Source organism: Aeromicrobium piscarium (genome assembly GCF_007421815.1).
Lineage (GTDB): Bacteria > Actinomycetota > Actinomycetes > Propionibacteriales > Nocardioidaceae > Aeromicrobium > Aeromicrobium piscarium.
Map to the genome: position 1 here is coordinate 243,157 of NZ_VLNT01000002.1, position 14,616 is coordinate 257,772.

Sequence of the window (14,616 nt, forward strand, 5' to 3'; positions counted from 1 at the left end):
CCCGCCGCGGTGCCTCATCAACCCCATCCGGAGTCGATGAGGTTGCAGGGCTACCGCGCCCGAGGACGAAGGGTTGACCAGCTACCGCCACGGGGCGGGAGATGACCGAAGGGCCGCACCCGTACTGGGTGCGGCCCTTCGATGAGGACGATCAGGAGTCGCCGTTGTTGACGCCCCCGGGCATCGTCTTGTTGATCTCCATGAGGAACTCGACGTTGTTGGAGGTCTTCTTCAGCTTGCCGAGGACGAGCTCCAGTCCCTGCTGGCCCTCCAGGCCCGACAGCACCCGGCGGAGCTTCCAGATGATCGAGAGCTCGTCGCGTGCCATCAGCAGCTCCTCGCGACGGGTGCTCGACGCATCGACGTCGATGGCCGGGAAGATGCGCTTGTCCGCGAACTCGCGGCGCAGACGCAGCTCCCAGTTACCGGTGCCCTTGAACTCCTCGAAGATGACCTCGTCCATGCGGGATCCGGTCTCGATCAGCGCCGTGGCGAGGATCGTCAGCGAGCCGCCGTCCTCGATATTGCGTGCAGCACCGAAGAACTTCTTCGGCGGGTACAGCGCCGAGGAGTCGACGCCGCCGGACATGATGCGGCCCGACGCCGGAGCGGCGAGGTTGTAGGCACGGCCCAGGCGGGTGATGCCGTCGAGCAGCACGACCACATCGTGGCCCAGCTCGACCAGGCGCTTGGCGCGCTCGATCGCCAGCTCGGCGACCGTCGTGTGATCGCCCGCGGGACGATCGAAGGTCGAGGAGATGACCTCGCCCTTGACCGTGCGCTGGAAGTCGGTGACCTCCTCGGGACGCTCGTCCACGAGGACGATCATCAGGTGGCATTCGGGGTTGTTCTCGGTGATGGCGTTGGCGACCTGCTGCATCACCATCGTCTTGCCTGCCTTGGGCGGGGAGACGATGAGACCGCGCTGGCCCTTGCCGATCGGCGAGACCAGGTCGATGACGCGACCGGTCAGGCCGCCGGCCTCGCCCTCCAAGCGCAGGCGCTCGGAGGGGTACAGCGGCGTGAGCTTGGAGAACTCGACCCGGCGCTTGGCGTCGTCGACCTCGAGCCCGTTGACCGAGTCGATCTTCACCATCGGGTTGAACTTCTCCTTGCGCTCGCCCTCGCGGGGCTGGCGCACCTGACCCACGACGGCGTCGCCACGGCGCAGGCCGAGACGGCGCACGAGGGACATCGCGACGTAGACGTCGTTCTCGCTCGGCAGGTAGCCGGTGGTGCGGACGAAGGCGTAGTTGTCGAGGATGTCGAGGATGCCCGCTGCCGGCACCAGGACGTCGTCCTCGGTGTAGGTCGGCTCGGCCTCGAGCCCGCGGCCGCCACGGCCGCGCCCACGACGGTTGCGGCGGCGTCCGCCGTCGTCGTCGTTGTCATTGCCACGGTTGCCGCGGTTGTCATTGCCACGGTTGCCGCGGTTGTCGTTACCACGGTTGCCGCGGTTGTCGTTACCACGGTTGTCGTTCTTGCCCTGGCCACCGCGCGACTGGTCGTTCTTCTGGCCGCCCTTGCCCTGGTCGCCGGACTGGTCGTTCTTATTCTGGTCGCCCTTGGACTGGTCGATCTTCTGACCGCCCTTGCCCTGGCCACCCTTGTTCTGATCGGCCTGAGGCTGGTCGTTCTTGGGCTGGTCGTTCCTGTTCTGGGCGTCCTTCTTCTGATCGCCCTTATCGACCGTGTCGTCCTTCGCCGGAGCATCCTGCTTGTGCTCGCTCTCGGCGGCCGACTCGGCATCGCTCCGGCGCGTGGCGCGGCGGCGTGCCGGCTTGCTCTCGGCCGCGGCCGGCGCCTCAGCGGTCGTATCGCCCGACTCATTCGCGGCCTTCGCCTTGGGAGCCTGAGTTGTGGGCGCCTCGGCCTTCGGAGCCTCGCCCCGCGCCTCCTTGATGGCGTCGATGAGCTGGCCCTTGCGCATCTTGGTGCCGTCGATCCCCAGGCCTGCGGCGATCTCCTGCAACTCGGCGAGCACCTTGCCGCCGAGGGAGCCGCCGGACTTGCGGGCTGTCTTCTTGGGCGCCGCGGTGGTCTCGGTGGTGCTGGTTTCAGTCACTCGGTTCAATCCTTCTGGACAGCCACGAGCCCACGGACCCACCCGGTGATCACACGCAGAGGCGGGAAGAATATTGACATGGGCCTGCCCGCATCTGACGGGCATATGAAGTGGCATTGCGCCGGGGAGATCGTCGTCTCGACTCCGACATTCACCACTGTAACACCCGATGCCCTCACGGTATTTCGTTCGGGGTGGTTTTTGGTCGTGCCGGGCTCAGAGCAGCCGTGTGCCGCGAGGGTCCACGCCGAGCTCAGCAGCCCACCAGCCCTCCGGAACGGCCCCGGCGATACCGTCGGCGAAGGCCAACACGGTTGGGCCCGCACCGGAGATCACGGCGGGGATCCCCTCGACCCGCAGCTGGCGGACCAACCTATAGGAGTCCGGCATCGCCTGTGCACGGAAGGACTGATGCAACCGGTCCTCGGTCGCAGAGATCAGCCGCTCCGGCGCTGCGGTGAGCGCCGCGACCAGCAGTGCGGCACGACCGGCGTTGAACGCGGCGTCCCCGTGCGGAACGACGTCAGGGAGCAGCCCCCGAGCCTTCTCGGTGGACACCGCCTCACCCGGCACGAAGACAGTGACCGGGACATCGACGTCCAGACGCAGGCTCTCGGCGGCAGCGCCGTCGATCCACGCGATCGCGAGACCGCCGAGGAGGGCCGCGGCGACATTGTCGGGATGGCCCTCCAGATCGGTCGCCAGCTGGAGCATCGTCCGCGCGTCCAGACGCTCCTCGCCGCCGACCACCAGAGCCCTCGCCAACACGATCCCAGCGCTGATCGCCGCTGCCGACGAACCGAGCCCGCGGCCGTGCGGGATCGTGTTCTCGCAGACCAGCCGGAGACCCTCGGGACGCTCTCCGAGCAGATCGAAGGTCGCGTCCATCGCCCGCACGATCAGATGCGACTCGTCGCGCGGGACGTCGGCGGCACCTTCGCCGCTGACCTGGATCTCCACACCGCCAGCGGTGGCCTCGGCGGTCACCAGGTCGCCCATCGTCAGGGCGAGACCGAGCGCGTCGAATCCCGGGCCCAGGTTGGCGCTGGTGGCCGGTGCGTGCACACGCACCGGCCCTCGGGCGATGCTCATCGCAGGCCCGCCACCTCGGCCGCAGCCTCGACCGTCGGTTCGATGACCTCGTCCACGATGGAGTCGATCCGCGAGAGGGGGGTGTCGATGTCCTTGAGCCCGTGGCCGGTGACCGTCACGGCGATCACCTGCCCTGACGGCACCTCACCGGCCTCCGCGGCCGCGAGGAGACCCGCGATCCCGGCTGCGGACCCGGGCTCGACGAAGATGCCTTCTTCGGCGCCGAGACGACGCTGGGCGTCGAGGATCTGGTCATCGGTGACCGCGTCGATCCGTCCGCCGGACTCGTCCCGGGCGTTCTCGGCGAGCTGCCAGGAGGCGGGATTGCCGATGCGGATCGCCGTCGCGAGGGTCTCGGGCTCGCGCACGATCTCTCCGCGCACGATCGGTGCGGCGCCGGCCGCCTGAAAGCCCCACATCGCGGGGCGAGTGCTCGCGATGCCCGCATCGGCGTACTGCCGGTACCCCATCCAGTAGGCCGAGATATTGCCCGCGTTGCCGACGGGCAGCACGTGCAGGTCCGGGGCCCGGCCGAGAACGTCGACGATCTCGAAGGCCCCGGTCTTCTGGCCCTCAAGCCGCATCGGATTGACCGAGTTGACGAGCGCGACCGGGTAGTCCTTGGCGAGTCCACGACTGATATTCAGACACTCGTCGAAGCCACCGCGGACCTGGATGATCTCGCCTCCGTGCATGACCGCCTGCGCCATCTTGCCCGCGGAGATCTTGCCGTGCGGGACCAGCACGATCGGCGTCAGCCCCGCGCGAGCGGCATAGGCGGTCATCGAGGCCGACGTGTTGCCGGTCGACGCGCAGACGACCGCCTCTGCGCCTTCACCCTTGGCAGCGGAGATCGCGACCGTCATGCCGCGGTCCTTGAACGAACCGGTCGGGTTGTCGCCCTCGACCTTGACGAACACCTCGCCACGAACGATCTCGGAGAGCCAGGCCGAGTGAATGAGCGGTGTGCCGCCCTCACCGAGGGTGACGGTGGGAGTCTCCTCGCCGAGGGGAAGCCAGTCCCGGTACTCGGCGATGACCCCGCGCCAGGGCTGCGCCATCAGGCCACTCCTTCCACGCGCATGACCGAGGAGACACCGCGCACCATGTCGAGATCGCGCAGCCGGTCGATGGTCGCCGACAACGCGGCGTCTTCGGCCTCGTGGGTGACGACAACGAGCTGGGCGTCATCGCCGTGGCCCTCCTGGCGCACGGTCTTGATCGAGACGTCGTTCGCGGCGAAGGCCTGGGCGACCGCCGAGAGCACGCCCGGACGGTCGTCGACATCGATCGCGACGTGGTAACGGGTGCGGGCACGCCCGATCGGCACGATCTCGTGCTGGGCATGCACCGTCTCCCCCGCCCCGCGCACCCCGGCGAGCCGGTGCCGGGCGACGCTCACGACGTCGCCGAGCACGGCGCTGGCGGTCGGTGCGCCACCGGCACCGGGTCCGTAGAACATGAGCTGGCCGGCGCCCTCGCTCTCGACGAAGACGGCGTTGTAGGCGCCGCGGACGCTCGCGAGCGGATGCGAATCGGGAATCATCGCTGGATGCACGCGGGCCGACACCTCACCGGAGGGCCCGAGCTCGCAGATCGCGAGGAGCTTGACGACCGAGCCGATCTCCGCGGCGGAGCGGACATCGGCGGCGGTGACATCGGTGATGCCCTCGCGATGCACATCGGAGATGTGGACCCGGGTGTGGAAGGCGAGGCCGGCAAGGATGGCGGCCTTCGCGGCAGCGTCGAAGCCTTCGACATCGGCCGTCGGGTCGGCCTCGGCGTAGCCGAGACGCTGCGCTTCGTCGAGCGCATCGTTGAAGCCCGCCCCGGTGGTGGACATCGCATCGAGGATGAAATTGGTGGTGCCGTTGACGATGCCGAGCACGCGCGTGACACGGTCCCCCGCGAGCGAGTCACTCAACGGCCGGACGATCGGGATGGCACCGGCGACAGCGGCCTCGTAGTACAGATCGCGTTCGGCCTTCTCGGCAGCCTCGTAGAGCGTGGCGCCGTCCTCGGCGAGCAGGGCCTTGTTGGCGGTCACGACCGAGGCGCCGTTCTCCAGGGCCGCCAGGATGAGCCCGCGCGCCGGCTCGATGCCGCCGATGACCTCGATGACGACATCCAGGTCACCGCGGGCGACCAGGGCCATCGCATCGGTGGTGAAGAGGTCGTCGGGGACGTCGAGGTCCCGGCGTCTGCCCTCGCGGCGGACCGCGATGCCCACGAGCTCGATCGGCGCGCCGACCCGCTGGGCGAGCTCGTCGGCATCGCCGGTGAGGACTCGTGCGACCTCTGTGCCGACGACACCGCAACCGAGCAGAGCGATGCGCAAAGGACGTCTGGGGTCAGGCAAGGTGGTCACCACCACAGCCTATCGGCGCGTCTCGTCGGCCGGACGCGATGCCCCGAATCTGGGACGCACACCCCGCACCGATCACCGGGCCTCGGCCGCTGACACCCGCCGGGAAGCGGGGAGGGCGAGGAGGGCGATCCCAACGGCGACGGCGAATACCGCGATGAACGGGGTCGCGGGGCCCTTCGCGAGTAGCCAGCCGAACAACCCGCTGCACACTGCGAGTACGAGCGCGTCGGCGACCGCATCGCTCGTCTGCATCGAGGCACTGTTGCGGCCTTCCTCCCCCACGACCGAGTGCTCCAGCAGCAGAACGCTCAGCGCCGGCATCGCCAGCCCCATCCCCCATCCCGCGAAGGCCCAGCCGATCGCGAGCGCGACCACCGGAACTCCGGGCACGGGGATGAGGAGTGTCGAGCAGAGGGCCGCCGACACGCTGACGGCGCCGAGTGCGATGCGAGGAGCCGGCGACAGCCAACGGTCCGATGCCCACGCGCCGGCGAACCAGAGCAGTGCCGTCGAGGTGAGGAACAGGCCTGCGTGCGTCGGAGTGAGTTCGCGCAAGCGGACGAGGGCGAGCGGCACGAAGGATTCCGCGGTCGCCAACCCCGTCCCCATCAGACTGCGGGTGGCGATCACCGCGGGGAGCCCGCGAGCAGCCCGCACCGTGCCCCTCGGCACGAGCGGCACCGCCGCCACCACCGCGAGGACGACTCCGACCGCCACGAGCGCGCGCCATCCCGGCACATCGCGCTGGCCGCCGATCATCACGGCGAAGATCGCGACCGCCACCGCCAGGGAGCAGAGGACCCGCGCCCATGGCATCGGAGCGGTCGCATCCCCGTGCGATGAACGCAGCGCAGGACGCAACAGTGCGAGCGCCCCGATGGCGACCGACGGAACACCCAGGAATACCCAGCGCCAACCGAGATGCTCGGCGATGGTCCCGGAGATCAGGGGCCCGACGACCGCGGGGAGCACCCAGGCGCTCGTCAAGACGACGAAGGCCCGCGGTCGGAGGTGATCGGGGAAGGCGCGGGCGACCAGGACGTACAACGCCACCGAGACGAGGCCGGCCCCAAGCCCCTGAACGGCGCGTCCGGCCACGAACCATTCCATCGACGGAGCCGCTCCCGAGAGCACCAGCCCGATGCCGAAGACCGCCATGCCCATGAGGATCGGGCGGGCATGGCCGTACCGATCGCACCACCAGGCGGCGCAGGTCATCGCACCGATCGCCGTCGCCGCCGGGGCGGCGAAGGACACCGCGAACAGGGATAATCCATCGAGTTCGATCGCGACGACCGGAAGGGCTGTCGCCACCGCGAAGGTCTCGAAGGCGACGAGGAATGCGACGCTGAAGAGCCCGACCGCCTGCGGCAGATGTCCGCTCTCCCGCCATCGGGGACGGATCGCCGGCGTCGTCATCGCGGTGCCTGCGTTCTCATGCCCCCGATCGAACAACCTGAAGCGCGCTTGAAGTCAAGGGCGAACGCCCCCTCCGCCTCGTCCAGGATTTGGCCGGTTGTGGCCCGTTCGGGAGCGGTCAAGCGGGCCACAACCGGCCAGATCCTTGGCGGAGGCCCGAGTGTGGTGGGTCAGCCGAGGTCGAGGGCGAGGAGGTCGTCCTCGACCTCACGCCGCAGCAGCAACCGGGCCTCGCCCTCCCGCACGGCAACGACGGCCGGGCGGGGGACGTGGTTGTAGTTGCTCGCGAGCGAGCGGCAGTACGCGCCGGTCCCCGGAACCGCGATCAGGTCCCCCGCACCCACGTCGGACGGCAGGTACTCGTCCTTGACGACGATGTCGCCGCTCTCGCAGTGCTTGCCGACGACCCGGCTCAAGGCGGGTCCCGCATCGGAGTCGCGCGAGGCGAGCGTGCAGGAGTAGTCGGCACTGTAGAGCGCGGGACGGATGTTGTCGCTCATGCCGCCGTCGACTGCCACATAGCGCCGCGAGCTGCCGCCGTCGAGGGCGACCGTCTTGGCGGTACCGACCTCGTACAGGGTGAACGTCGAGGGACCGGCGATCGCGCGCCCGGGCTCGATGGACAGATGGGGCACGTCGATACCGAGAGCCGCGCACTCCTCGTCGATGATCTTGAGCATGCCCCGCGCGAGATCAGCGGGCGGCAGCGGATCATCCTGGGTGGTGTAGGCGATGCCGAAACCGCCGCCGAGGTCGAACTCCTCACCCACGACCCCGAGCTCACGCGCGATCTCGGCGTGCAGACGCAGCACGCGCCGCGCCGCGACCTCGAAGCCGTCGGTCACGAAGATCTGCGAGCCGATATGCGAGTGCAGGCCCCGGAAGTCGATCCCCGGGACCGCGAGCAAGCGCCGCACCGCCTCGAAAGCGTCGCCACCCGCGATCGAGAAGCCGAACTTCTGATCCTCATGCGAGGTGGAGATGTACTCGTGGGTGTGCGCCTCGACACCGGCCGTGACCCGCACCATGACCGATGCCGTGACACCGAGCTCGGCCGTCAGCGCCGCCAGCCGATCGATCTCCTCGAAGGAGTCGATGATGATGCGACCGACACCGGCCTCGAGGGCACGCCGCAACTCGGCCGAGGACTTGTTGTTGCCGTGCAGTCCGATGCGCTCGGGCGGGAACTCGGCCCGCAGCGCGACCGCGAGCTCGCCACCGGTGCAGACGTCCAGGGACAATCCCTCGTCGGCGATCCAGCGAGCAGCCGCCACGCACAGGAAGGCCTTGCCCGCGTAGTAGACATCCGCCTCGGGGAAGGCGTCGCGGAAGGCACGGGCGCGCGAACGGAAATCGTCCTCGTCGAGGACGTAGAGCGGCGTGCCGAACTCACCCGCCAGCTCATCGACACCCAGCCCGGCGACGGTCAGGACACCGTCGACCTTGCTGACATTCTCCGCCCACAGCGGCGTGACCAGCCCGTTGACGTCGTCGGGGTGGCGCAGCCACGCGGGACCCCGGTCGCCGGCCTGGCCGTGCAGAGCACCGGCCTCATGCGCGCGCATCACATCACATCCTCTCCGGAGCGTCGACCCCGAGCAGAGCCAGACCATTCGCGAAGACCTGACGCGTGGCGGCCACGAGCACCAGCCGGGCCCGGTGCACGTCGCCGGGCTCCTCGTCACCCTGCGGAAGGACCCGGCACACATCGTAGAAACGGTGGAAGGTCCCGGCGGTGTCCTCCAGGTAGCGAGCGACCCGGTGCGGCTCGCGCAGCTCGGCCGCCTGCGCCACCAGACGCGGGAACTCCGCGAGCGAGCGCAGCAGGTCGCCCTCGCGGTCGGTCGACACCAGCGCCGGATCGAAGGTCTCCAGGGCGGGCGTGAGACCCAAATCGGCGGCATTGCGCAGGATCGAGGACAGTCGCGCATGCGCGTACTGGACGTAGTACACGGGGTTGTCATTGCTCTTGCGCGTCATCTCGGCGACATCAAGGGTAAGCGGCGAGTCGGCCGGGTAACGGATGAGCGTGTACCGCAGCGCGTCGACGCCGATGAGGTCGATGAGCTCGCGCAGCGTGACGATCGTGCCGGCGCGCTTGCTGAGCTTCAGCTCGCGACCGTCCTGCAGGATCTTGACCAGCTGGCCGATGAGGATCTGGATCTGCTCGCCGGGGGTGTCGCCGACGCACGCGGCCATCGCCTGCAGCCGTCCGACATAGCCGTGGTGATCGGCTCCGAGCAGATAGATGCAGGGATCGAAACCGCGATCGCGCTTGTCAACATAGTAGGCAGTGTCGGAGGCGAAGTACGTGAGCTCGCCATTGGAGCGCAGCAGGACCCGATCCTTGTCGTCGCCGAAGTCGGTGGTGCGCATCCAGGTGGCGCCATCGGACTCGAACAGGCGGCCCTCCTCGCGGAGCCGATCGAGCCCGCGCTCGACGGCGTCCGAGTCGTGCAGGGACCGCTCGGAGAACCAGACATCGAAGTGCGTGTGGAACTCCTCCAGCTCGCTGCGCTGCTCGGCCAGCTGCATCGCATAGCCCTCCTCCCGGAAGGCGAGGAGCTGCTCGTCCTCGGGGAGTTCGAGGATGCCCGGATGCGCGGCGACGACCTTGGCGGCGAGGTCGGCGACATAGTCGCCGTGGTAGCCGTCCTCGGGGGGCTGCTGACCGTGCGCGCGCGCCTTCAGCGAGGCACCGAACTTGTCCATCTGGTTACCGCGGTCGTTGATGTAGAACTCATTGGTCACCTCATTGCCGGCGGCGCGCAGCACGCGCGAGAGCGCGTCACCGACGGCAGCCCAACGGGTGTGGCCGAGGTGCAGGGGGCCGGTCGGGTTGGCGCTGATGAATTCGAGGTTGACGCGGGCGCCGGTCGACGGTGCATGCCCATAGGACTCCCCCGCCTCGAGGACCTGCCGGGCGATCTCACCCTGCGCGGCGGCCGCGACCCGCACGTTGAGGAAGCCGGGCCCCGCGACCTCGACCCCCGCGATCCCCTCCGCCGCACCGAGACGGGCGGCGATCAATTCGGCGATCTCGCGGGGTGGTCGGCCGGCCTGCTTGGTGAGCTGCATCGCGACATTCGTCGCGTAATCGCCGTGCTCCTTGACCTTGGGTCGCTCGACGCGGACAGACTCCGGCACTCCGGCGCTCAGCGCCAGGGAGCCGTCGTCGACCAGGGACTGCAATGCGGCGACGATCGCCGCGGAAAGCTGCTCGGGAGTCACCGCCCCAGCCTACCGACGGGTCAGCCGCGGCCCGCCTGTCGGGCGGCGATCGTCCGCTCGATCGTGGCGACGAGGGCGTCGGGCTCGAAAGGCTTGGTGACATAGGCGTCCACACCGGCCCGGTCGGCGGCCGTCACGTCATAGTGCTGGCCCTGAGTCGTGACCATGACGATGGCCAGCCGATCCCATCGCGGATCGGAGCGGATCTGCTGCACGGCCGCGAGCCCGTCCATGCGCGGCATCATCATGTCCATCGTCACCGCGTCGGGCGGCGGATCGGTGACCGAGAGCATCTCCAGGGAGTCCAGGCCGTCGAAGGCCTCGACGACATCGTGGCCCGCCAGCTCCAGATTGGTGCGGATGAGGAACCTGATCGACGGGGTGTCGTCGACGACGAGGACGGTGGCCACCGGCCCACCGTAACGGAGGAGGCATGCGGTAGGCTCGCATTCGCACGGCCCCCGTAGCTCAGGGGATAGAGCACCGCCCTCCGGAGGCGGGAGCCTAGGTTCGAATCCTAGCGGGGGCGCCGTCGCATCAGGCCTCTGATCAGCTGAGACGCTGATCGGGGCCTCTCTCATTTCTCGGCCCAGACCGCCGCCGCCGAGCGGCCGCGCAGGTCCTTCCGTGTGACTGAGGAGCCCGGGTTCTGCCGCGCCGGCTGCCACAACCAGCCGATTCAGCCGGGACGCGCGACGATGGTGCCGTAGGTCACACCCCGCTCGCTCGGGTCGACATTCCCGGCGGGCCTGGAACCGATGAGAGGTGCGAACGCATGTCCGTTGAGCTGTCGTACGCCGCTGGTCCCACCGATACTCCCCTGCTCGAGGAGACCATAGGGGCCGCCTTCGAGCGCATCGCCGATCTCCACGCCGACCGCGAGGCGCTGGTCGATATCGCGAGTGGACATCGATGGACCTGGGCCCAGCTGGACGCCGCCGTCGATGACATCGCCCGGGGCCTCCTCGCGTCCGGTATCAAGAAGGGCGATCGAGTCGGGATCTGGGCTCCCAACTGTCCCGAGTGGACGATGACGCAGTTCGCGACCGCCAAGATCGGAGCGATCCTGGTCACGGTCAACCCTGCTTATCGGACCCACGAGTTCGCCTATGCGGTCCATCAGTCCGGCATGCGTCTCCTCGTGAGCGCGACGCATTTCAAGACGAGTGACTACCGAGCCATGGTCGACAGCACACGTGCCGACTGCCCCACGCTCGAGCGCGTGGTCTACCTCGACTCCGAGGACTGGGCAGCGCTCATCGACGAAGGACGCTCGCTCCCCTCCCCCGCGATCGCCGAACGGATGTCCACGCTGTCCGCGACCGATCCGATCAACATCCAGTACACGAGCGGAACCACGGGCTTCCCCAAGGGCGCGACCCTCAGCCATCGCAATATCCTCAACAACGGCTACTTCGTCACTGACACGATCGACTTCACCGAACAGGACCGGCTGTGCATCCCGGTGCCCTTCTACCACTGCTTCGGCATGGTGATGGGCAATCTGGGGTGTGTGACCCACGGCTCGACGATGGTCATCCCGGCACCAGGATTCGATCCCGCGGTCACACTGCAGACCATCCAGGACGAGCGGTGCACCGGGGTGTACGGCGTACCCACGATGTTCATCGCGATGCTCGCTCATCCGGACTTCGCCTCCTTCGACCTGTCGAGCCTGCGCACCGGGATCATGGCCGGCGCGCCCTGTCCGGTCGAGGTGATGAAGCGGTGCATCACCGATATGCATATGGACGAGGTGTCCATCGCCTACGGCATGACGGAGACCTCGCCGGTATCGACACAGACCCGGGGCGATGACGATCTGGAGCGACGTACTGCCACCATCGGCCGAGTGGGACCGCATCTCGAGATCAAGATCGTGGACCCGTTGACCGATGAGACGCTCCCTCGCGGAGAGACCGGCGAGTTCTGCACCCGCGGGTACTCGGTGATGCTCGGATACTGGGAAGACGAAGCGAAGACCGCCGAGGCCATCGACCACGAGGGCTGGATGCACACCGGGGATCTGGCGCAGATGCGCGACGACGGTTACTGCGTCGTCGTCGGCCGGATCAAGGACATGGTGATCCGCGGAGGCGAGAACATCTACCCCCGCGAGATCGAGGAGTTCTTCTACGCGCACCCCGATATCGAGGATGTCCAGGTCATCGGCGTCCCCGATGAGCGCCTCGGTGAGGAACTGTGCGCCTGGATCCGCATGCGGGAGGGCACGGAGCCTCTCGACGAAGTATCGGTCCGCGAGTACGCCGAGGGCAAGCTGGCGCACTACAAGATCCCGCGCTACGTCAAGATCGTCGACGACTTCCCGATGACGGTCACCGGCAAGATCCGCAAGGCCGAGATGCGGGAGAGCTCGGCACGCGAGTACGGACTCGCCTGAGAGCAGCTCATGGGCCGCACCTGCGGTCGAGCTGCACGACAGGCACACTGCGAGACATGAGGCTGCTGTTGATGTCCGACACGCACGTGCCGACACGAGCGCGCGATCTGCCCGACCGCCTATGGGCCGAGGTCGATGCAGCCGATGTGGTGTTCCATGCCGGCGACTGGATGGATCTCGCACTGTTCGAGCGTCTCGAGGAGAGATCCGCCCGCCTCGTCGCTTGCTGGGGCAACAACGACGGTGACGATCTGCGGACGCGGATGCCCGAACGAGCCGATGTCGAGCTCGACGGCATCCGCTTCACGGTGGTGCACGAGACCGGGGCGTCGAAGGGCCGCGAGAAACGTATGGCCGTGCTGTACCCGGACACCGACGTACTGGTCTTCGGCCACAGCCACATCCCGTGGGACACGGTCGCCGACAACGGCCTGCGACTGCTCAACCCCGGCTCTCCCACGGACCGCCGACGCCAGCCGCACTGCACCTACATGACCGCGACCGTCGCCGACGGACAACTGCGCGACGTCGAACTCCACCGGCTCTAGTGGTCCGTCGACTTGTGCGATGGCGCGAGGTGGTTAGCGTCGATATCAGACGTCCAACTCATCTGGGAGGCAACCATGCCCACACGCCACGCACGCACCGCTTGGGACGGCGGATTCGAGGACGGATCCGGACAAGTCGAGCTCACCGACTCCGGTCTCGGCACCTTCGAGATGTCCTTCCCGAAGCGCTCGTCCGAGGATGGCGGCGGAGCGACCAATCCCGAGGAGCTGATCGCCGCGGCTCACTCCTCCTGCTACACCATGCAGCTGACCGCGCTGCTCGGCCAGCGCGGTGCGACGCCGATCAGCATCGAGACCTCGGCAGCCGTCACCCTCGGCCCTGACCCCGAGGGCGGTTTCAAGATCAGTCGTATCGACCTCACGGTCCGCGGCGAGGTCGACGGCATCGACGAGGCCGGCTTCGCCGAGGCGGCCGAGGAGGCCAAAGCCGGCTGCCCGGTCAGCAAGGCCCTCGAGGGCGTCGACACCATCACCTTGGACGCCGCGCTCGAGACCGCGTGACGCACTCCACTCGTGGCTCCATGGGCCGCGAGGAGGAGACGAGTACGATGCTCAGGGCCCACTCGTGGGCCCTGAGTTCTCGTTTCTAAGGAGAGGGCATGTCGGTCACCGACGTGGACCTGAGCGCGTTCGACACCCCTGGCCGGGGGCGCGGCCTGCTCGATGTGTTCCGCCGCCGCTATCTGTTGCGACTACTGGTACGCAAGGGCACCGCCACGCGCTACCGCAACTCCGTCCTCGGCTGGACGTGGTCGTACGTCAAGCCCGGCGTGCAGTTCTTCGTCTACTTCTTCATCATCGGCATCGTCCTCAACGCCCACCGCGATGTCCAGTACTTCCCGGTCTACCTGTTCTCCGGCCTGATCCTTGTCAACTTCTTCAACGAGGCCTTCGGCAATGCGACGACGGCGATCGTGGAGAATCGTGCGCTCGTACGCAAGATCTACCTCCCCCGCGAGCTGTTTCCCGTTTCGGCGATCATCGTCGCCCTCATCCATTTCCTGCCGCAGGCAGCAATCCTGCTGGTGATCGTAGTGATCCTGGGCTGGGTACCCACTCTCACGTCGGTCGCGATCGCCGTCGCCGGGCTCGCCTTGATGGCGACCTTCGCGCTCGGTCTCGGGATGATGTTCGGTGCCGTCAACGTCCGTTTCCGGGACGCGCAGAACTTCGTCGAGATCATCCGCATGGTAGCGATCTGGTCCACCCCGACGATCTACACCTGGGGCCTGATGCGTGATGTGCTGCCTCAGTGGGCCTTCAACATCTACTTCTCCAACCCACTGGCGATCGGTGTCGAGATGTATCACGAGGCCTTCTGGGCGCCGGTCATTGATGGAACCGCCGTCTGGCCACCCAATGCCCTCTGGAACATAGTTGCCGCCGTGACCCTCTCCCTGCTCACCGTCGTCGTCGGCCAGCTGATGTTCCGTCACTTCGAGCGTTCCTTCGCCCAGGATCTGTGAGGCCG

General features: G+C 67.9%; 12 protein-coding genes and 1 tRNA gene. 5 read left to right on the forward strand and 8 right to left on the reverse strand.

Annotated features, from left to right (window positions below; translation table 11 throughout):
• Nucleotides 1-151: 151 nt before the first annotated feature.
• The 8 genes from rho to FNM00_RS04045 form a co-directional block, all read right to left on the reverse strand.
• Nucleotides 152-2,065, reverse strand: a complete 1,914-nt coding sequence (gene rho, locus FNM00_RS04010) for a transcription termination factor Rho (protein ID WP_246065051.1) — start codon at nucleotides 2,063-2,065, stop codon at nucleotides 152-154.
• A 216-nt stretch (nucleotides 2,066-2,281) separates the two neighbouring features.
• Entirely contained in the window at nucleotides 2,282-3,157 is an 876-nt protein-coding gene (thrB, locus tag FNM00_RS04015) for a homoserine kinase (RefSeq protein ID WP_143911716.1), read from the reverse strand.
• On the reverse strand, nucleotides 3,154-4,218 hold the full coding sequence (gene thrC, locus FNM00_RS04020; protein WP_143911717.1) for a threonine synthase: 1,065 nt from the start codon (nucleotides 4,216-4,218) through the stop codon (nucleotides 3,154-3,156). Before thrC ends, thrB begins: the two co-directional genes overlap by 4 nt.
• Nucleotides 4,218-5,531 (reverse strand): homoserine dehydrogenase, encoded by a 1,314-nt coding sequence (locus FNM00_RS04025; protein WP_425456795.1) that lies wholly within the window; start codon nucleotides 5,529-5,531, stop codon nucleotides 4,218-4,220. The genes thrC and FNM00_RS04025 overlap by 1 nt, the downstream gene beginning before the upstream one ends.
• Before the next feature lie 66 nt (nucleotides 5,532-5,597).
• Nucleotides 5,598-6,944 (reverse strand): MFS transporter, encoded by a 1,347-nt coding sequence (locus tag FNM00_RS04030; protein WP_143911718.1) that lies wholly within the window; start codon nucleotides 6,942-6,944, stop codon nucleotides 5,598-5,600.
• 170 nt (nucleotides 6,945-7,114) lie between these two features.
• Nucleotides 7,115-8,512, reverse strand: a complete 1,398-nt coding sequence (lysA, locus tag FNM00_RS04035) for a diaminopimelate decarboxylase (RefSeq protein ID WP_425456796.1) — start codon at nucleotides 8,510-8,512, stop codon at nucleotides 7,115-7,117.
• 1 nt (nucleotide 8,513) lies between these two features.
• Nucleotides 8,514-10,175 carry an arginine--tRNA ligase gene (gene argS, locus FNM00_RS04040; protein ID WP_143911720.1) on the reverse strand — a complete coding sequence of 554 codons (1,662 nt, stop codon included), beginning with the start codon at nucleotides 10,173-10,175 and terminating at the stop codon, nucleotides 8,514-8,516.
• A gap of 20 nt (nucleotides 10,176-10,195) precedes the next feature.
• Nucleotides 10,196-10,585: a response regulator gene (locus tag FNM00_RS04045; protein WP_143911721.1), complete on the reverse strand. Its 390-nt coding sequence runs from the start codon at nucleotides 10,583-10,585 to the stop codon at nucleotides 10,196-10,198.
• Nucleotides 10,586-10,632: 47 nt separating this feature from the next.
• Between FNM00_RS04045 and FNM00_RS04050 the strand changes: the two genes are divergently transcribed.
• The 5 genes from FNM00_RS04050 to FNM00_RS04070 all read left to right on the forward strand — a co-directional run bounded on the left by FNM00_RS04050 (nucleotide 10,633) and on the right by FNM00_RS04070 (nucleotide 14,611).
• Nucleotides 10,633-10,704: transfer RNA gene (locus FNM00_RS04050), tRNA-Arg, on the forward strand.
• 246 nt (nucleotides 10,705-10,950) lie between these two features.
• Nucleotides 10,951-12,576 carry an AMP-binding protein gene (locus tag FNM00_RS04055; RefSeq protein ID WP_143911722.1) on the forward strand — a complete coding sequence of 542 codons (1,626 nt, stop codon included), beginning with the start codon at nucleotides 10,951-10,953 and terminating at the stop codon, nucleotides 12,574-12,576.
• A 56-nt stretch (nucleotides 12,577-12,632) separates the two neighbouring features.
• Nucleotides 12,633-13,124: a metallophosphoesterase family protein gene (locus tag FNM00_RS04060; protein WP_143911723.1), complete on the forward strand. Its 492-nt coding sequence runs from the start codon at nucleotides 12,633-12,635 to the stop codon at nucleotides 13,122-13,124.
• Between the two features lie 75 nt (nucleotides 13,125-13,199).
• Nucleotides 13,200-13,646, forward strand: a complete 447-nt coding sequence (locus FNM00_RS04065) for an OsmC family peroxiredoxin (protein WP_143911724.1) — start codon at nucleotides 13,200-13,202, stop codon at nucleotides 13,644-13,646.
• Nucleotides 13,647-13,744: 98 nt separating this feature from the next.
• On the forward strand, nucleotides 13,745-14,611 hold the full coding sequence (locus FNM00_RS04070) for an ABC transporter permease (RefSeq protein ID WP_143911725.1): 867 nt from the start codon (nucleotides 13,745-13,747) through the stop codon (nucleotides 14,609-14,611).
• Nucleotides 14,612-14,616: the final 5 nt, after the last annotated feature.